This is a genomic window from Streptomyces barkulensis (genome assembly GCF_002843305.1).
Classification (GTDB): domain Bacteria; phylum Actinomycetota; class Actinomycetes; order Streptomycetales; family Streptomycetaceae; genus Streptomyces; species Streptomyces barkulensis.
Window position 1 is genome coordinate 1 of record NZ_PGSG01000006.1, and the last position, 16,819, is coordinate 16,819.

General features: G+C 73.1%; 21 protein-coding genes. 9 read left to right on the top strand and 12 right to left on the bottom strand.

The annotated features are described in order from the left end of the window. Positions 1-72 precede the first annotated feature (72 nt). A protein-coding gene (locus tag CUT83_RS00380) for an IS3 family transposase (RefSeq protein WP_101253822.1) occupies positions 73-1,265 on the top strand; the annotation gives its coding sequence in 2 pieces (ribosomal slippage) (positions 73-337 and positions 337-1,265; 1,194 coding nt in all). Between the two features lie 141 nt (positions 1,266-1,406). Beyond that, positions 1,407-1,664: a hypothetical protein gene (locus tag CUT83_RS00385; protein ID WP_101253876.1), complete on the top strand. Its 258-nt coding sequence runs from the start codon at positions 1,407-1,409 to the stop codon at positions 1,662-1,664. A gap of 112 nt (positions 1,665-1,776) precedes the next feature. Here the strand turns inward: CUT83_RS00385 and CUT83_RS00390 are convergent, their stop codons facing one another. The 3 genes from CUT83_RS00390 to CUT83_RS29950 form a co-directional block, all read right to left on the bottom strand. After that, positions 1,777-2,943 (bottom strand): MFS transporter, encoded by a 1,167-nt coding sequence (locus CUT83_RS00390; RefSeq protein WP_101253877.1) that lies wholly within the window; start codon positions 2,941-2,943, stop codon positions 1,777-1,779. Positions 2,944-3,104: 161 nt separating this feature from the next. Continuing rightward, the gene (locus CUT83_RS00395) at positions 3,105-3,776 is read right to left on the bottom strand and encodes an HD domain-containing protein (protein ID WP_101253878.1); all 672 of its coding nucleotides are present in this window, start codon (positions 3,774-3,776) and stop codon (positions 3,105-3,107) included. 1 nt (position 3,777) lies between these two features. Beyond that, complete coding sequence (locus tag CUT83_RS29950) at positions 3,778-3,927, bottom strand: hypothetical protein (RefSeq protein ID WP_158238945.1); 150 nt, start codon at positions 3,925-3,927, stop codon at positions 3,778-3,780. An 83-nt stretch (positions 3,928-4,010) separates the two neighbouring features. On the opposite strand from CUT83_RS29950, the gene CUT83_RS00400 reads away from it, so the two are divergent. The 3 genes from CUT83_RS00400 to CUT83_RS00410 all read left to right on the top strand — a co-directional run bounded on the left by CUT83_RS00400 (position 4,011) and on the right by CUT83_RS00410 (position 5,567). Then, a complete protein-coding gene (locus CUT83_RS00400; RefSeq protein WP_101253879.1) occupies positions 4,011-4,352 on the top strand; it encodes a PadR family transcriptional regulator in 342 nt (113 codons plus the stop codon). Beyond that, positions 4,349-5,029 (top strand): permease prefix domain 1-containing protein, encoded by a 681-nt coding sequence (locus CUT83_RS00405; protein WP_101253880.1) that lies wholly within the window; start codon positions 4,349-4,351, stop codon positions 5,027-5,029. The genes CUT83_RS00400 and CUT83_RS00405 overlap by 4 nt, the downstream gene beginning before the upstream one ends. 172 nt (positions 5,030-5,201) lie before the next feature. Beyond that, the gene (locus CUT83_RS00410; RefSeq protein WP_143688450.1) at positions 5,202-5,567 is read left to right on the top strand and encodes a hypothetical protein; all 366 of its coding nucleotides are present in this window, start codon (positions 5,202-5,204) and stop codon (positions 5,565-5,567) included. A gap of 79 nt (positions 5,568-5,646) precedes the next feature. Here CUT83_RS00410 and CUT83_RS00415 read toward each other — a convergent pair whose 3' ends face one another. The 4 genes from CUT83_RS00415 to CUT83_RS00425 form a co-directional block, all read right to left on the bottom strand. Further along, positions 5,647-6,177, bottom strand: coding sequence for a nucleoside deaminase (locus CUT83_RS00415; RefSeq protein WP_101253882.1), 531 nt, complete (start codon positions 6,175-6,177; stop codon positions 5,647-5,649). After that, the gene (locus tag CUT83_RS00420; RefSeq protein WP_241524756.1) at positions 6,174-6,980 is read right to left on the bottom strand and encodes a radical SAM protein; all 807 of its coding nucleotides are present in this window, start codon (positions 6,978-6,980) and stop codon (positions 6,174-6,176) included. Before CUT83_RS00420 ends, CUT83_RS00415 begins: the two co-directional genes overlap by 4 nt. Continuing rightward, entirely contained in the window at positions 6,952-7,776 is an 825-nt protein-coding gene (locus CUT83_RS29955) for a hypothetical protein (protein ID WP_158238947.1), read from the bottom strand. The genes CUT83_RS00420 and CUT83_RS29955 overlap by 29 nt, the downstream gene beginning before the upstream one ends. 176 nt (positions 7,777-7,952) lie before the next feature. Then, on the bottom strand, positions 7,953-8,957 hold the full coding sequence (locus CUT83_RS00425) for a GlxA family transcriptional regulator (RefSeq protein WP_101253884.1): 1,005 nt from the start codon (positions 8,955-8,957) through the stop codon (positions 7,953-7,955). Positions 8,958-9,028: 71 nt separating this feature from the next. Here CUT83_RS00425 and CUT83_RS00430 point away from each other — a divergent pair, with 71 nt between their 5' ends. Then, a complete protein-coding gene (locus CUT83_RS00430) occupies positions 9,029-9,766 on the top strand; it encodes an MFS transporter (RefSeq protein ID WP_101253885.1) in 738 nt (245 codons plus the stop codon). A 92-nt stretch (positions 9,767-9,858) separates the two neighbouring features. Here CUT83_RS00430 and CUT83_RS00435 read toward each other — a convergent pair whose 3' ends face one another. From CUT83_RS00435 to CUT83_RS00445, 3 genes are all read right to left on the bottom strand, one after another. Further along, entirely contained in the window at positions 9,859-10,461 is a 603-nt protein-coding gene (locus CUT83_RS00435) for a hypothetical protein (RefSeq protein ID WP_101253886.1), read from the bottom strand. A 176-nt stretch (positions 10,462-10,637) separates the two neighbouring features. After that, positions 10,638-11,219 (bottom strand): hypothetical protein, encoded by a 582-nt coding sequence (locus tag CUT83_RS00440; RefSeq protein WP_101253887.1) that lies wholly within the window; start codon positions 11,217-11,219, stop codon positions 10,638-10,640. Then, positions 11,212-11,763, bottom strand: coding sequence for a SigE family RNA polymerase sigma factor (locus CUT83_RS00445; protein ID WP_101253888.1), 552 nt, complete (start codon positions 11,761-11,763; stop codon positions 11,212-11,214). Before CUT83_RS00445 ends, CUT83_RS00440 begins: the two co-directional genes overlap by 8 nt. 159 nt (positions 11,764-11,922) lie before the next feature. On the opposite strand from CUT83_RS00445, the gene lepB reads away from it, so the two are divergent. The 3 genes from lepB to CUT83_RS00460 all read left to right on the top strand — a co-directional run bounded on the left by lepB (position 11,923) and on the right by CUT83_RS00460 (position 13,959). Further along, positions 11,923-12,597 (top strand): signal peptidase I, encoded by a 675-nt coding sequence (gene lepB / locus CUT83_RS00450; protein WP_240958114.1) that lies wholly within the window; start codon positions 11,923-11,925, stop codon positions 12,595-12,597. 132 nt (positions 12,598-12,729) lie between these two features. Then, on the top strand, positions 12,730-13,467 hold the full coding sequence (locus tag CUT83_RS00455) for a hypothetical protein (RefSeq protein ID WP_101253889.1): 738 nt from the start codon (positions 12,730-12,732) through the stop codon (positions 13,465-13,467). A gap of 243 nt (positions 13,468-13,710) precedes the next feature. Continuing rightward, positions 13,711-13,959 (top strand): hypothetical protein, encoded by a 249-nt coding sequence (locus tag CUT83_RS00460; RefSeq protein ID WP_240958113.1) that lies wholly within the window; start codon positions 13,711-13,713, stop codon positions 13,957-13,959. Between the two features lie 287 nt (positions 13,960-14,246). On the opposite strand, the gene CUT83_RS00465 is transcribed toward CUT83_RS00460, so the two are convergent. Further along, complete coding sequence (locus CUT83_RS00465; protein ID WP_101253891.1) at positions 14,247-14,510, bottom strand: GlsB/YeaQ/YmgE family stress response membrane protein; 264 nt, start codon at positions 14,508-14,510, stop codon at positions 14,247-14,249. Between the two features lie 150 nt (positions 14,511-14,660). Next, positions 14,661-16,748 (bottom strand): PhoX family protein, encoded by a 2,088-nt coding sequence (locus CUT83_RS00470; protein WP_101253892.1) that lies wholly within the window; start codon positions 16,746-16,748, stop codon positions 14,661-14,663. Positions 16,749-16,819 lie beyond the last annotated feature (71 nt).

The following is a 16,819-nucleotide window of genomic DNA, read 5'->3' on the forward strand; positions in this document are numbered from 1 at the left end:
TGAGCTGTACTGATCTTCGTGGAGTCCCTCAAGCCTGGGTTACGCTTCCAGGCGTAAGGAGAACCACGAGCAATGCCAGCACCCCGTAAGTACCCCGATGAGCTGCGTGAGCGGGCGGTGCGCGAGGTCCGCGCGACCGGCCGCCCTGTGGCCCACGTCGCCCGCGACCTCGGCATCCACAAGGAAGCCCTGCGGTCCTGGGTCCGCCAGGCCGAGGCGGACGCCGGCGAGCGTGACGACCGGCTGACGACCGCCGAGCGCGACGAGTTGAAGGAACTCCGCAAGGAGAACGCCGAGTTGAGGCGGGCCAACGAGATCCTGAAGGCCGCCTCGGTGTTTTTTGCCCAGGAGATCGACCGTCCCCGGACGAGGCCGAGCAGGTGATCGACCACCTGCGCGACAAGGGCCTCGGGGTCGATCCCGTCTGCCGGGTGCTGGATGTGTCGCCGTCGACGTACTTCGCGCGCAAGACGCGGCCGAAGTCGGCCCGACGCCTGCGCGACGAAGAACTGATCCCGCTGGTCACAGCCGCGTGGGAGGACTCCGGGCGCACCTACGGCGCACGCCGCGTCACCCGCGCCCTGGTCCGCGCCGGACACACGGTGGCCCGCTGCACGGTCGAGCGGCTGATGGGCGAGCTCGGCATCGAGGGCGTCATCCGCGGGCAGCGCCGCCGCACCACGGTCCCCGAGCCGGCCGCGCCGCGCCCGCCGGACCTGGTCAACCGCCGTTTCACCGCCGAGCGGCCCAACCAGCTGTGGCTGGCGGACCTGACCTACATCCGCACCTGGTCGGGGTGGGTCTACGTCGCGTTCGTCCTGGACGCGTACTCACGCCGGATCGTGGGCTGGCAGGCCGCCACGCACCTGCGCACGGACCTGCCGCTGGACGCACTGGAGATGGCGCTGTGGCGGCAGAGGATCAAGAAGGACGCCGATCTCATCCATCACAGCGACCGCGGGTCGCAGTACGTATCCATTCGGTACACGGAACGTCTCGCCGAGGTCGGTGCCTCGGCGTCGGTCGGGTCCGTCGCGGACAGTTATGACAACGCGATGGCCGAGGCCCTCAACGGCACGTTCAAAGCCGAACTGATCGAACATCAGGGGCCATGGCGGGACTTCGACCAGGTCGAGCGGGCCGTCTTCCAGTGGGTCGCGTGGTACAACGGTGAACGACTCCACTCCGCCCTGGGCTACGTGCCGCCCGACGAGTACGAGCAGACGTACTGGGCGTACCTGGAGGAAGTCCCGCAGACCGCTTGATCACACGATCGCGGACTCTACGAAACTCGGGGCAGCTCACTGAGCTGGGGGATCGCGGACTGGATCGACGCCGCCGACTGCTCGGCGGGTGAACGGTACTGCGACACGGAACCGGGAAAGCGGGAGCACGACGGCAGGAACATGCTCCTGGTCTTCGGCGGGTTCCTGACCCTGTTCCCGGGCACCGTCCTGGTCGAACGCACGCAGGACTGGCGGCCCGCGCTCGGCCTGCCCGTGGGCGCGCTCGCCGGCAGCGCGATCGCCCTGTCCATCGACCGGGAGCCGGGCATCTGGATTCTGGTGTGCGTGCTTCTGGCCGTCTGCGCGGCCCTGCCGTTCGCACTTCGTACGCTGGTGGCCCCGCAGGCCGGGACCGGGCGTCCCTCCTCGCCCGGCTGACCTCGCCGCAGGAGCCGCTGCGGGACACGGCGGCGTGGGAACGGAGTCCGGCACCGCGGGCGGAACCTTCACGGTGCGGGGTGTGTGCGTCGACGGCGGCGTGGCTCCGCGGTCACCGTCCGGTTTCCGCGGCGGTTCCCCTGTCCGACGCCCCGTGCAGCATCAGCACCACCCCTCCGATCAGTGACACCGCCGCGGTGAGGACGAGCAGCGCCCCCAGTCCCAGGCCGGGGATCACCGCACCGGCGAGGGCCGGTGCCGCGACCGAGCTGACGGCCCCCACGACCAGGCAGCCGGTGAACGCCGCGCTCGCGCGGTCGGGCACCAGCTCGGCGGTCCAGACCGCCAGCACCGCCGACCCGGTCATGTACCCCGCGCCGAAGACGCACGCCGAGGCCGCCGTCGCGGCCGGGGAGTCGCCGGCCAGTCCGAGGAGCGCCAGCGCCACGGCCACCGTCACCAGACACAGCGCCGCGACCCTGGGGCTGCCCAGTCGCCGCGCGAAGGTCCCGGTCGCCACGCCCACCATGCCGGTGGTGCCGACGACCACGTAGAGCGCCGGGACGGCCGCCTCCGGGAAACCGCCGGAGAGGACGTCGGCGGCATAGGTGAAGTAGACGATGACGACCGCGAAGTAGACGGCGGAGTAGGCGGCCGGGATCTTCAGCGCCCTCGCGAGTGCGGGGAACCCCTGCCGTCCGTCCGGGCGTGGGACCGGCCCGGTCCGCGGCACCAGGCGCAGGTTCACCGCGGCGGCGGCCACGGCGGCGAGGGCGATGCCGCCCCAGACCAGGCGCCACGCCCCCAGCGCGGCGAGGGCGGCCAGACCGCCCAGCACCACCAGTCCGCCGCTGGTGCCGGTCGTGATGATCGCCAGCGCTCTGGGCCGCTGCCGCGGGGACACCGTGCGCGTCACGATGTCGGAGTAGGGCGCCCAGACCCAGCCGCCCGCGCTGCCGGCCAGGACTGCGCCGACGGCGAGCAGCCAGGAGGACTGAGCGAAGGTCACGGTCACCGCGCCCGCCGCGCCGCAGGCCCCGCCCACGGTCGTCGGCGCACGTGAGCCGCGGCGGGCGGCGAGCGGCCCCGCGAGCACCAGGCCGGCCAGGTAGCCGGCGAACGTGGCGCTGGCGACGAGGCCGAGTACGAGTTCGGAGAGTTCCAGGTCCTGCCGGATGTCGGGCAGCGTCAGACCGTAGGCGTACCGGGCCATGCCGAAGGCGACCCCGACCACCGCCGCTCCGGCCAGGCCGATCCGGTTGCCCGTGGAGAGCGTCAAGGCTGCCCCCTTCTCCTGTGGCCCTGCGGCGTGCACCGGAGCCGCTGCCCGACGCGGCGGAACTGATCGGAGGAGTTCCGTTCGTACCGTTCGCACCGGTTTGAGGTTACATCGGCGGCTCACCGGCGCTGAGGGCACAGGAACAGGCGGGCGGTCCGTGCTCAGCTCTCCGGCCGGTAGCCGTCGTAGTCGCTCCACCCGGCGGTCCGGTCCAGTTCCTCCCAGGTGGGCCAGGCCACGCCCGTCGCCTGTCGGACGAGTTCGCCGGGCAGGCTGAACGGCGGGGCCTTGTGCGGTTTGGCGAGGGCCTGGCCGACGATCGCGTCGTGGAGGGCGGCCGCCGCGTGCAGACGGGGCAGTGCGGCGTGGACGCGTTCGGCGTGGCCGGGCGGGAGGGTGTGCGGGTCGTCGATGCCGAGGTCCAGCGCGGCCCCCGCCGTCACCAGGGCGATCTCCGGGCGCTTGCGCATCGCGAGGTCGTGGTGGAGGTGGAGGGCGATCGCGTCCCAGACGATCTCGACCCGGTCGGCCGGCATCCCGCGCTCGGTGAGGAAGCGGGCGGCCAGGTCGGCGCCGTCGAGGTCGAAGGTCTGGTCGCCGTCGCCTTCCGGGGTGAGCCCGGCGTCGTGCAGGACGCAGCCCAGGAACAGCAGTTCGTCGTCGTAGTCGCGGCCGGGCAGCAGGCCGCGCCGCTCGCCGAAGGCGCGCCCGTGGAGGTAGGTCCTCAGGCTGTGGTTGAAGATCGCCGGGTGCTCGGTCCGCTTCGCGTGGTGAAGGGCCTCCAGCGCAAGCTCGGTGCGCGGCAGGGGCAGTTCCTCGTAGGGGTCCGTCATGTCATCCCTCCTGGATGCCGGATGTCGGGGGCGGGGCGGCGGCCGGAGCGGCGGCCTGCCGCGCGTGGTGCGGGAAGGGGGAGGCGGCGACGGTGATCGGCCCGATCACCACGATCCCCGCCGGGACGTGGACGGACAGCACCTTGGTCACCGCGGTCCCCTCACCCCGACAGCGGATATATTGGCTGCCAATACATAGCACGCCTATACCTATGTTGTGTAGGCTGCCTACTCATGAAGACCGACGCCGTACGCGGACATCTGGACGGACTGCTGCTGGCCGTGCTGGAGCCGGGACCGCTGCACGGGTACGCGATCATCACCGCCGTACAGCGGCGCAGCGCGGGCGCGCTCGAACTGCGCACCGGCACGGTCTACCCCGCACTCAACCGCCTGGAGCGCACCGGACTGCTGCGCAGCAGCTGGGACTCCACCGGCGAGCGGAAGCGGCGCCGCTACGAGCTCACCGACGCCGGGCGGCGCGCGCTGGCCGAGGAGCGGTCGGCCTGGCAGGCGTTCACGGCGGCGATCGGCTCCGTCCTGGACCCCGCCCCGCACCCCGGGCACGCCGGATGAGCGGCCCGGGACGGCGGACCGGCCCCACCGGGACGTACGCCGACGAGTACGCCGACGAGTACGCCGAGGTCCTGGCGTCCGCCCTGTGCGGCCCGGCCCGCGCAAGGGCCCGGCTGGTGGCGGAGGTGCGCGACGGCCTCGCCGAGACGGTGGCCGCGTACGCCGCCGAGGGGCTGCCCCGCGATCTCGCCGTCCGGCGGGCCGTGCGGGAGTTCGGCACCGTGGCGGAGGTGGCGCCGTCCTGCCAGCGGGAGCTGACCGTCGCCCAGGTCCGTCACACCGCCCGGACCGTCACCCTCGCCGCCCCGCTGCTGACCGTCTGCTGGTACCTGTTCCTGGCCACCGGGCACGGCGGTCAACTACCCATGGCCACCCGCCTGCTGGCGTTCCCCCTGGCCGGGTTCGCGGCCGTCGCCGCGCTGCTCGCGGCGACCGCGCTGGCCGCCACCGGCCCCCTCGTCCGGCGGCTGCCCACACCGCACCGGCTTCCCCGGGCGACCGCCTGGGCCGGCACGACGGCCGGCGTCTGCCTGGGCGTGTCCGCGCTCACCCTCGCCGCGTCCTCCCCCCTGTCGGGAAACTGGCCGGTGGTCGCGCTCGCGGGCGCCCTCGCCGCCGTGCTCCACACCGTGGTGGCGTCCTCCGCCCGCGCCTGCCGCGACTGCGCCCGCGCATAGCCGGCCCTCCGGCGGCGTCCGCAACTGCGTTCCCCCGATGCCCCTTTCGCATTGTTCGCCGCCAAAAGCGAGAAGTCGACACATCTCCTTCCCAGACTTGGAGGAGCGGGCCGCCCGGCCCGTGCGCACCACACCGACCGCAAGTGACCGCAAGCGACCGCAAGGGGGAAACATGACCAGGACGACCGGGACGACCGGGACGACGAGGAGAGTCGCACGTACGGCCGCCGTGCTCGGCGGCGCGATCCTGCTGGCCCTGACCACCGCCACATCCGCGTCGGCGACCGTGACGCGCTACCACGGCAGCGACGCCGCCCAGGCGACCGCCTACGCGATGCGCGCCTACGACGGCGAGCGCGACGGCAACGGCGTCTACGCCGACGCCTACCTGGCCAACGGCGCCCACGTCTCCCAGTGGGACGGCAACGGCGCGGACGGCAACTGGGGTCCGTGGGCGCGTTACAGCTCCCGCATCAAGCAGTTCCGGGTCTGCGAGGACCACAAGGGCTGCTCCAGCTGGTCCTACTGGCCGAGCTGACCGGCACACCCCGGCACCCGTGCACCACGGCCCGCCCCACCCGGGGCGGGCCGCTCCCATACGCCTGGGACCATCCGCCTCAGCGGCGCCCCGCCGCACCGCCCACCGGGGCCTGCCGGGCGGCGTTCCGGGCCGTGAGGGGGAAGAGTTCCAGGCATTCGTCCCGGCGGACCCCCTCACGCACCTCCAGCCGCGGGTGCCCGGCCCGGACCACGTCGCGGGCCCGGAGGTCGATCTGCCGCCAGGTGAACGTCTCGTCGGGGTGCTCGGAGGCCCAGCTCCGGGCGTCCTCCTGGGTGGCGCCGAAGGCGATGCCGCGCATCTTGGCCCAGATCGCGGCGGCGGTGCACATCGGGCACGGCTCCAGCGTCGTCAGCAGGAAGGCGCCGGCGAGGTAGCGGGAGCCGACCCGTTCGGCAGCCCGGCGGATGGCCTGCACCTCCGGGTGCGCGGTCGGGTCGTGGCCCTGGACGAGTCCACTGCCCGACTCCCCGAGGACGGCGCCGTCCCGGATCACCACCGCCCCCAGCCCGTAGTTCCCGGAGAGCGCCGCCTCATGGGCCAGCCGCAGGCACCTCAGCATCCCCGCGTCGAGCTCCCGGTCCGTCATCCCGCCTCCAGAGGGCGCGTGTTACAGGTGGACATCAAGGATTCCTTTCCGCAGATACGCACATCGGCGTCCTCGGTGGCTCGCTCGATCCACAGCGACCCGTCGTTCTCCACGATCCAGTAATCCCGGGATCTGATGTCGATGCAGCGAACATCCATACGCCCCTGGTACGTCTGCGCCAAATCCCGCACACGGCGGAGCACTTCGGACAGCTCCTCGGAACGGAACGAGAACTCCTGCTTTCCGTTGGCGCGCCCCCGGGACACCACGGGTATGAAACTTATCTTTCGCGCACCTCGCCCACAAGCGAAACCTGCCATTTCCTCCATGAGGTTCAGGCCACCCGGAACAACCACTGAATTAATCGATAATCCGATTTCTCTGCGCACCACCTCGGCGAGGTTTCTATCGATATCGTCGAAAGATTTACGGCGCAGCACCCGGTCGTTTTCTGCGGACGGCCGGTGGATACTGAACTTGAATTCATCCGCGTACTCCGCGCAGGCATCCAGGGTGCGGGCGGGCACGGCGAAGCCGTTGGTGGTGACCACGGGCCTGAGACCGGCGCCGGCGACCGCGGCGATGATCTCGGGCAGGTCCTCCCGAACCGTCGGCTCACCTCCCGCTAGTTTCGCCGACCGGGCGCCACCGGACGCGAAAAAGCGGGAGATCTCACCGATCTCCCGCACGGACAGTTCACTTCTGCTGGTGGGCGGCGCCTGGCAGAAAGCGCAGGCGACATTGCATCTGCGCGTCACCCGTAAGCAGACCGATCTAGGCAGCTCCTGCGGTATCCCCTTCACCGGCCATCTCCGATGCGGTAGAAAGCTCCAGCATGTTGAGAATGTGCGACATCTGTTCGGCGAACTGCTGTGTGTAGTCGAGGCTGGCCCGGACACGGTCGGCGACATCGGGGCCGGAGGGCACCTCGGTGCCGTAGAAGACGATGACGCCGTGCGGCGTCCGGCCGTGGACGTGGCTGTTGGTGGCCGCGTCGAGCCGGAGTACCGGACATGCCAGCACCCACCTCTGCTGCGGCTCGATCATTCGACTCACGTCCGGGTCGTACAGGTTGCTGTGATCCACCGGAAGCTCCTGGTAAAGCGGAACGCGCTCCCGGTACGCCTGGCCGCTCACGATATGAGGGGTGTCGACGTAGATGCGGGTGAACCCGTACTCACGTGGCATGCTGATGTTCAGCACCGCCAGATCGCGGTCCTGCCGGAGATAGCGGCGACCGTCCTCGTCCCGCTCGGCCACGAAGTAACGAGCGTTGCAGGTGACCTCCAGAGTTCTGGAGACGAGCTCGCACATGATCCGCAGGGTGCTTTCCAGGATTCTCCGCTGCCGCTGCCGCAGCAGCTCGTAGCGCTGCACGAAATCGTCCCGCTCCAGCATCCGCTGCCTCCGCACGAAGCCCTCACCGACCGCCAGGGAGGCAATCCCGAGGAACAGCGGGAAATTGCCCCACCCCAACCCTATCGACGCGGTCAAGTAGCCGTCCTCCGAGAGCTGGTCGGTGAAGAGATTCACCCACAGGCCGATCAGCACACCCGAGACGACGGACGTTCCCAACCGCACGGCCGTCATCAGGCGCATCGCTACCCCGCCTCCCCCCGGAAACCGACAGCCAGTGCAGCACATCGAGGAGTCGCCCTACGAGAGCGCCGGACGGAATCCCGCCAACATCACCGGGCGCGGAATGTCGAATTCCGCCCCTTGGCCTCGCAGATTCTCCTTGCGGTCATCCCGGAGGAAGCCGCCGACAAGTCCGGTCACACCCCGGCCGGGCGGGTGGCGGGGCCGCGGAAGGTGGCCCGGTAGCCGGTGGGGGTGACGCCGAGGGCGCGCTGCATGTGCTGGCGCAGCGAGGCGGCCGTGCCGAAGCCGGTGCCGGCGGCGACCCGGTCGACGGACAGGTCGGTCTCCTCCAGCAGTTGCCGGGCCCGCTCGATGCGCTGCCGGTTCAGCCACTGGACGGCGGTGACGCCCGCCTCCTCCCTGAAGCGGCGGGTGAAGGTTCGCACGCTCATCGACTCGCGCGCCGCCAGTTCGGCCAGCGTGATGGGCCGGTCCAGGTGCTCCAGCGCCCAGGCGCGGGCCGCGCCGGTGGAGGAGTGGCGCGGCTCGGCGACGGGCCGGGGGATGTACTGGGCCTGCCCGCCGTCGCGGTGCGGCGGTACGACCGTGCTGCGGGCCGCCCGGTTGGCGACGGCCGCGCCGTGGTCGCGGCGGATCATGTGCAGGCACAGGTCGATCCCGGCGGCCTCGCCGGCGGAGGTGAGCACGTCGCCCTCGTCGGTGTAGAGGACGTTGGGGTCGAGCCGTACGGCCGGGTGGAGCCGCCGGAAGTGCTCGGCGGACTTCCAGTGGGTGGTGGCCCGGCGGCCGTCGAGGAGCCCGGCGGCGGCCAGGACGAAGGCGCCGGTGCAGACCGAGGCGATCCGGGTGCCCGGCCGGATGCGGGCGAGGGCGCCGGTGAGCGGGGCGGGCAGCCGCCCGCCGGGGTACGTCCCGTCCTCCTCGTGGCTGGCCGGGACGATCACCGTCCCGGCCTCGGCCAGCGCCCGCGGGCCGTGCCCGACCAGGACGGGGAAGTCGGCGTCGGTGCGGACCGTGCCGGGCTCGGTCGCGCAGGTCACGACCTCGTACAGCGGTGCGCCGGTGGCCGACTCGGCGGCGCGGAACAGTTGGTGGACCAGGCCCAGTTCCATCGGCAGCACCCCGTGGCGGACCAGGACCGCCACCCGGTGCCGTTCCGGGTGCGTGAAGACCTCCATGGCCAGATCCTTTCAGATGCCGGCCATCGGGCCACTCGTTCGGCCTGAACGGCTCGAACAGCATCGGGGGCATGACGCACACGATCCGCACCACCGGCACCGAGGACGCCCGTACCGGCCGTACCGGCCAGGCCCCGCCCGCCGCCCATGGGCGGAAAGGCCGCGTGCACCGGGCCTGGTGGGTCGCCGCCGTGGCCGCGCCGGCCGTCATGGGCGCGGGCACCTTCGCCGTCTGCGGCGCGTCCACCAACGGGATCATGTGGAGCGGTTTCGTGCCCGCCGCCCACGACCACGGGATGCCGCCCACCGTCGCGGCCTCGCTGCTGGCGCTCATCGGGGTCTTCAACGTGGCGGGCACGGTCGTCTCCGGCTGGCTCACCGACCGCCACGACCCGCGCCTGCTGCTGGCGCTGTACTACGGGATGCGCGGGGTCTCACTGCTGCTCCTGCCCTCCCTCCTGGGGCCCGAGGCCCACTGGCCGCTGATCGTCTTCGTGGTCTTCTTCGGGCTGCTCGACGTGGCCACCGTCCCGCCGACGATCGCCCTGACGGCCGTCCGCGGGATCTACGGGGAGGGAGGCGGTGCGATCGTCTTCGGCTGGACGCTCGCCTTCCATCAACTCGGCGCCGGGGTGATGGCGTTCGCCGGCGGCGCCCTGCGCGACGCCCTGGGCTCCTACGACGCGGCCTGGATCGTCTCCGGCGCGCTGTGCGCGGTCGCCGCCGTGCTGGCCCCGGCGATCGGCGGGCCGGGGCGGGCTCCGCGTACGGGCCGGCGTACGGCCCGGCGCACGGGCCGGCGGCCGTGAGCGCCGGGACGGGCCGTACCCGCCGACGGTGCCGGCGTACGGGCCGGCGACCGGGCACGGGGTGCCGTCGCCGAGCGGGAGCGGCGCACCGGTCAGGAGTTGTACAGCGACTGCACCCTGGTCACCCGGCCCTCTCCGTCGAAACTCAGGTCATAGCCGAGCGGGCGGGTCCGGGACGGCTGGGCCTTCAGCCGGCTGACGAACTCGGCCTGCGAGTACGACGAGGCCTTCTTGCCGTCGCCGAGCGGTGCCGACAGCAGCACCCGGGCGTCCTCGGCCATGGGCACCGTGGTGTAGGGGCCCTCGCCCGGAACGACCACCCATGCCTCGTGCGGCTGCGTCATGGCCTTCTTCCGGGCCGGCCGCACCGACAGGTAGGTCCGTCCGTCGTCGGTCCAGGCGTCCTCGATCTGCACGAACTGCTTGGTGCCCGCCCAGGGGGCCGCCTCGGTCGGCACCGGAGTGCCGTCCGGGGCCGACCCCGCGCCCGGCCCGGTGGTCGGCCCGGTGGTCGAGGCCTCCTCCCCGGCCGGGGAGGACGGGGCGGCCGGGGCGGACGAGGCGGAGGGCATCGCCGACGGCTCGGCTGCGGACTTCCGCCCGTCGTCCGCGCCGCCGCAGCCGGTCAGGGCCGCGACGCCGAGCGCGAGGGCGGCGAGGCAGTGCACGGAGGTCCGGCGGTGTGAGAAACGCATGGTCAATTCCCCCTGGGGGCAGGTGTGGTCCGGATACACGACCTCTACGCGCCACCCCACCCGGAGGGTTGCGTCCGGATCCGTCTTTTCACCGGCGGCCCCTTCCGGAACCCCACCGGGGGACCGGGCTCCCCCGTCCGGGGCGGGCGCTTCCGGCACCGGACGGCCTGCCGCGCTCACCCGGTGAGCCAGAACGCCTCCCGCAGCGACTGCACCCGGCCCGCGCTGTCGTAGTCGATGACGAACACCCACCGGGGCCCGTCGGCCAGCGGTTCCACCAGCCTGCCCAGCTCCACGTCCGCGGGCTCACCACCGGTGAGCCGCCGTGCCTCCACCGGTGTTCTCCCCGGCAGGACCAGCGTGTGGACCACCCCGGTGGGCTCCACGGTCCCCCGGGTGGCCCGGAGCCGCTCGACGGTGACCCGCACCGTGCCGTCCCCCTCCGCCACCGCGCCGTACACGTAGCCCAGTTCGCCGGCGTACTCCTCGCCCGGCGCGGGCGTGGGCGGCACGAACGGCGAGGCGGTAGGCGTCGGGAGGCCGGCGGGCGCCGCCGGCTCCCGGGGGGCCGAGGCGAGCGACAGTCCTCCCAGGACCAGCGCCGCGCTCAGCAGCGCGCCGCCGGACACCGCGGCCGCCCGCCTGCGGCGCAGGCGCCGCTCACCGCGTGCCCGGATCCGCTCCGCGGCCAGCGGCGCCACGTACCGCCGGCCCGACTCGGCGAGGTCGGCGAGGTGGTCTTCCAACCGGTCAGCCATGTCGCACCTCCGAAAACCCGGTCGTCCGCGGATCCAGCTCGGTGTCGGCCAGCAACCGCGCCAGCGCCGTCCGTCCCCGGCTCAGCCGCGCCTTGACCGTGCCCACGGGGCATTCGGTCTCGGCGGCCACCTGGTCGACCGTCAGGTCGCACAGATGGTGGAGCACCACCGCACGCCGCTGCGCCTCGGGTATCCGCCGCAACGCCTGGACCAGCAGCACGTGGTGCGGATCCGGCGGCGGCACCGCGGCGGGCGGGCCCTGCCGACGGGCGAAGGCCAGCGCGGTGCGCATCCGCCGCCACCGGCTGACCGCCAGCCGCCAGGCCACCTTGCGCACCCACGCCTCGGGGGCACTGTCCATATCCAGCTCACTCCAGCGTTCCCAGGCCCGCACGAAGGCTTCCTGGACCACGTCCTGCGCCTCGGCGAGGTCGCCCGTCATGGCGTACAACTGGCCGATGAGCCGGCTGACGCTCGAAGCGTAGAAGGCGTCGAACGCGCGCTCCCGCGCGTCCCGGCCCTGTGGTTCGTCCGCTGGTCGCATACCCGCCCATCACGCTGGCCCGTGCCGCCCGGCTCCCTCACGACAGGACGCACCCTAGACGAGCGAGTCCGATGTCCCGGGCCGGTGGCCGGGCACGGGGGATTGGACCTGCTCGTCTAACCTCTACCGGTACCCCGGAGGACGACGGCGGGAGACGCGGTGCGGGACACGGACGGGCGGGGAGCCGGACGGGGAGCGAGGCGGTGGACGGCCGGGCGCGCCGCCCTGGTCCTGCTGGTCGTGGGGCTGGGCACGGTGGTGGCGGGCGCCGTCTGGCTCCGCGCCGGCTACATCGTCACCGTCCAGGCCGCCGACTCGATGTCGCCGACGTACCGGCAGGGCGAGCGGATAGCCGCCGAGCGGATCGACGGGGACGAGGTGCGCGCCGGGGATGTGGTCCTCTTCGCCGACCCGCGGTGGTTCCCGAACGGGGAACTCGCGATGAAGCGGGTCGTCGGCACCGGCGGCGACCGGGTGACGTGCTGCGCCGGGGACCGGGTGAGCGTCGACGGCGAGCCGCTGTCCGAGCCGTACGTCAAGGACGGCGACCCGGTCGGCGGGACGGGGCCGAGCTTCGACGTGACGGTGCCCGAGGGGCGGCTGTTCCTGCTCGGCGACCACCGCGCCAACTCGCACGACTCCCGCTTCCGCCTCTCCGACGGGCGGTCGGGCACGGTCTCCGCCGATGCCGTGCGCGGCAGGCTGCTGGACGGCGGAAGCGCCGCCGAGCCGCTGCTCCCGCTCGCCACCGCGCTGCTCGGGGCGGTGCTCACGCTGGTCGGAGGGGTCCTCGGCGCCGTCGCGCTGATCCGCCGCCGGCGGACCGCGGGGTAGGGCCGCCGCGTCTGTACGCGAGGCGAGGGGCGGACCCGGATTCCGGGCCGGCTGCGCCGAACGGGCCTCGCCTCCCGCCCCGGCGGGCGTGCCCGGCCGGCCCCGCGCGCGGGGCCGGTACACACTGCCCGCATGCCCGACGACCAGCACGGGGACGGTGCGCCGCCCTCCCCTCCCGAGCCGCTGCTGCGCATGGTCGACAACCTCGCGCGGTTCCACCGCGAGCACGAGGAGTTCTACGCGCAGGCGCCCCTGCGGCAGGCGGCCGGGCTCCAGGCGCACTCGCGGGTGCTGAAGGCGCTCGCCGACCGGTGGAGCACGGTCGGCGCCGGCGAGCCGGCGGAGGGCCTGGCGTTCACCGGCGCGGAGGACCTGAACGCCCCCGGGCTCGTCGCGGAGACGGGCGTCCTCTTCATGGAGGACGGGGAGGAGCCGACCGAGCTGAAGCGGCTCAGGCGCGACCTCGGCCTGCTCGCCGACGACAGCGAGCAGACCGGCGCCTGGCTGTCGGGCGCCATGGAGCGGTCGTGGGAGACGGCCGGGAGCCTGACCGCCCATCCGGCGCTCGCCGACCTGGCCGGGGAGCGGCACCGGATCATCGCCGACGACTGGCAGGCCGCCGGTCTGCTCTCCCTGATCGCGCGGCTGCTGCGCCGGGCCCTGGAGCTGCTGGCCCGCGTCGACTTCTCCCCGGCCGCCCTCCGCTCCGACCTGGCCGGCGGGCGTACGGCGCCCGCCTACCTCTACTCGGCCTCCGAACTGCTCGACCGCGCGGCGGATCTGCTGGCCGAGTCGGCGGCGCTCGTCCACGGCAACGAGCGCCGCTGGCGGACCTTCCGCGCCCGGGTCCGCGAACTCCTCCCCGAGTAGGCCCGTGCCCGGGGCCGGGCCGGCGACGAGCGCAGACCCGGCCTGGTACCGGATCATCCCCACCCCCACTCGGTCTCCGGCAGGTGCGGGCCGGGGCGGCCGGGACGGGCGCGGGCGCTCCCCGGGGCGCACGACGGGGCGCGCCGCGGGACGCCGTAGGACAGATCCACAATCCGTTCGTAACTTTTCCGCTCACCGGCAGATATGCACGGCGAACGGCGAACGGCGAACGGCCGTGAGCGGATGAGGGACGAGAGGAGAAGCACGGTGAGGCGGAGTCGGACGAGGCGCGGGCTCGGGGTGGCGGCGGGGGCGGCCGTGGTGGCGGTCGCGCTGCCGGGCAGTGCGGGGTCGGCGTGGGCCGACGAGACGCACCACGGATCGCACAACGGGCCGACCGTCGCGCTGATCTCCACCGGGCAGATCGACGACCCGATGGAGGACGTGCTGGAGCACGCCGCGCTCCTCCAGCGGGACCACCACACGGGCTGAGCCCGATCGGACACCGGCTCCGGGGTGAGGGAGCCGGCCTCGCCCGGCGGGTTCGGACGGAGCCGGGCGGGGCCGTCGCACCGGAGGCGGCGGAGGCCGGGGCACGCACCGCCCCCGGCCTCCCGGCTGTCCGCGAGACCGGGTGGGACCGGTCCAGGGCAGCCGAGAGCCCGGCGGAGGGCGGCTGTGGGGGCCGCCTCCCGCCGGGCCGGTGCGGCTCGGGGGCGCCCGGCGCGGGAGCCCGGCGCGGGAGCCCGGCGCGAGAGCCCGGCGGGCAGGAGGTCCGGTCAGGTGCGGACCTTGGCGCGTTCCACGGCGGCGACACCCGCCGCGGCCAGGCCGATCTGGATGAACAGCTCGATCCAGTCGACACCGCCGGTGTCCGCGACACCGATGCCGGCCGCGATGAACGTACCGATCAGGGCGGCGACGATACCGACCACGATCGTCCACAGGACGCCGATGCGCTGGCGGCCCGGCAGGACCAGCCGCCCCAGCACACCGACGACGACGCCGATGACGATCGCGGTGATGATGCCGGTTATCTCCATGACTTCACCCTTTCGGGTTGGTTTCCTCACCTCCTCCTTCCCCGCCCCGGCCCGCACACACAAGGACATGTCAAGTTGTCAAGAATCGGCGGTCCGGCCCGCCCCCCGCACCGGGAGGCCGGACCGGACCGCCGCACTACCGGATCGCGTTCAGGCGCCGATGCCGCGGCCGTCCTCGCGCCAGACGGCGACGACCGACGGCCGGACGACCTTCCCCGGCCCGTCGGGCCAGGCCGAGGCGGGCTGCTCGTAGCTGGCGCCGTCCACCTCGCCCGGGTGCTGCACCGCGACCAGCACCCGGCGGTCCTGGATGATCGGGCCGCAGGTCTCGGCTCCGGTCGGCACGGTGAGGAACTGCCGTACCTCGCCGCGCCGTCCGCCCGCCGTGGCCACGCCGAACAGGCCGTCGTTGGAACCCAGCGCGTTGCCGTCCGTGGACAGCCACAGGTTGCCGTAGGAGTCGAAGGCGATGTTGTCCGGGCAGGAGATCGGGCTGACCTGGTCCTTGGGGAAGCCGGCGTAGTAGGTGGCGGGGTCCTCCGGGTCGCCGCAGACCAGGAACAGGCGCCAGGCGAAGCCGTCGGCCGCCGGGTCGTCCCAGTGCTCGGCCAGTTCCAGCACCTGGCCGTGCTTGTTGGCGTTGCGCGGGTTGGCCTCGTCGGCGGCCGGGTTGGAGTCCACGCCGCGCCGGGAGTTGTTGGTCAGCGCCACGTAGACGCGGCCGGTGCGCGGGCTGGGTTCGACGTCCTCGGGGCGGTCCATCTTGGTGGCGCCCACCTTGTCGGCGGCCAGCCGGGTGTGGACGTAGACCTCCTCGGCGCTCATGCCGGGGACGTGGGAGGTGGTGCCGGTGGCCAGCGGGATCCACACGCCGGAGCCGTCGAACTCGCCGTCGGAGGGCAGCTTTCCGCTGCCGTCGATCTCGGCGGCCGGGCTGTCGCCGGTCAGCTTGGCGACGTAGAGGGTGCCCTCGTCCAGCAGCGTGAGGTTGTGCTCGCGGGCGGCGCGGCTGCCGCCCTTCATCATCCGCTTGGAGGAGACGAACTTGTAGAAGTAGTCGAAGCGCTCGTCGTCGCCCATGTAGACGACCGGGCGGCCGTCGGCGGTCAGGCGGGGCTGGGCGGCCTCGTGCTTGAAGCGGCCGAGCGCGGTGCGCTTGCGCGGGACGGAGTCGGGGTCGTACGGGTCCACCTCGACGACCCAGCCGAAGCGGTTGACCTCGTTGGGCTCCTTGGTGAGGTCGAAGCGGTCGTCGAACCGCTCCCACTTGCGCCCCGACGCGCCGCCGCTCATGCCGTACCGCCTGAGCCTGGCCTTCACCTCCGGGTCGGTGACGGAGGCGGCGCCTGCGAAGTACTGGTTGAAGTTCTCCTCGCCCGACAGCGCCGTGCCCCAGGGGGTGGTGCCGCCGGCGCAGTTGTTGAGGGTGCCCAGCACCTTGGTGCCGGTGGGGTCCGCGGAGGTCTTCAGCAGGTCGGACCCGGCGGCCGGGCCGGTGAGGCGGAACTCGCTGGTGGTGGTGAAGCGGCGGTTGAGGTGGTGGCGGGGGACGGCCGTGAGCTTCCCCGTGCGGCGGTCCTCCTCCACCACGACGACGGACAGGCCGTGCGCGGCCCAGGCGATCTCCACCTGCTCGCGCGTGGGGTTGTCGCCGTCGTAGCCGGGGAACATCAGTTCCTCGTCGGTGTACTCGTGGTTGGCGAAGAGCACCTGGCGCCCGCGCTCGCCCTTGAGCGGCAGCAGGGTGAGGAAGTCGTTGTTGTAGCCGAACTGGCCGGCCTGCGCCTTCGCGCTCTGCTTCTCCGGGTCGAAGGCGGGCGCGCCGCGCAGGATCGGGTCGCCCCAGCGGATGACGACGTTCTGCGCGTAGCCCTCGGGGACGGTCACCGCGTCGGCGGTGTTCGGCGCGACGGGCGCGAAGCGCAGGCCGCGCGCCGCACCGCGGATCTTGCCGCGCCCCTTCTCCCAGCCCTTGCCCGGTACGACGGGGGGCTTCGCGGAGGCCTCGGGCGCCTGGCCGATACCGACCGCCGCCCCGGCGGCGGCGGTGGCGCCGACGACGGCGCCGGCGCGCAGCACCGAGCGGCGGGAGAGGGCGGCGGCGATGACGTCGCCGGCGTACTCGTTGCCGCTGGTGTTGGGCACCTCGTGGAAGCAGGCGTCGCCGCAGCGGTAGCGGCAGGTCAGGGCGGCTCTCCCGCCGGGGTGCGAACCGATCAGCGGCAGCAGTTTGCGCATGGTCCCCTCCGGATGTTCCGTGTCTACGCGTGTCGGACGCTAGGCGCGCGGGCACGACGGGGGGCGACCGC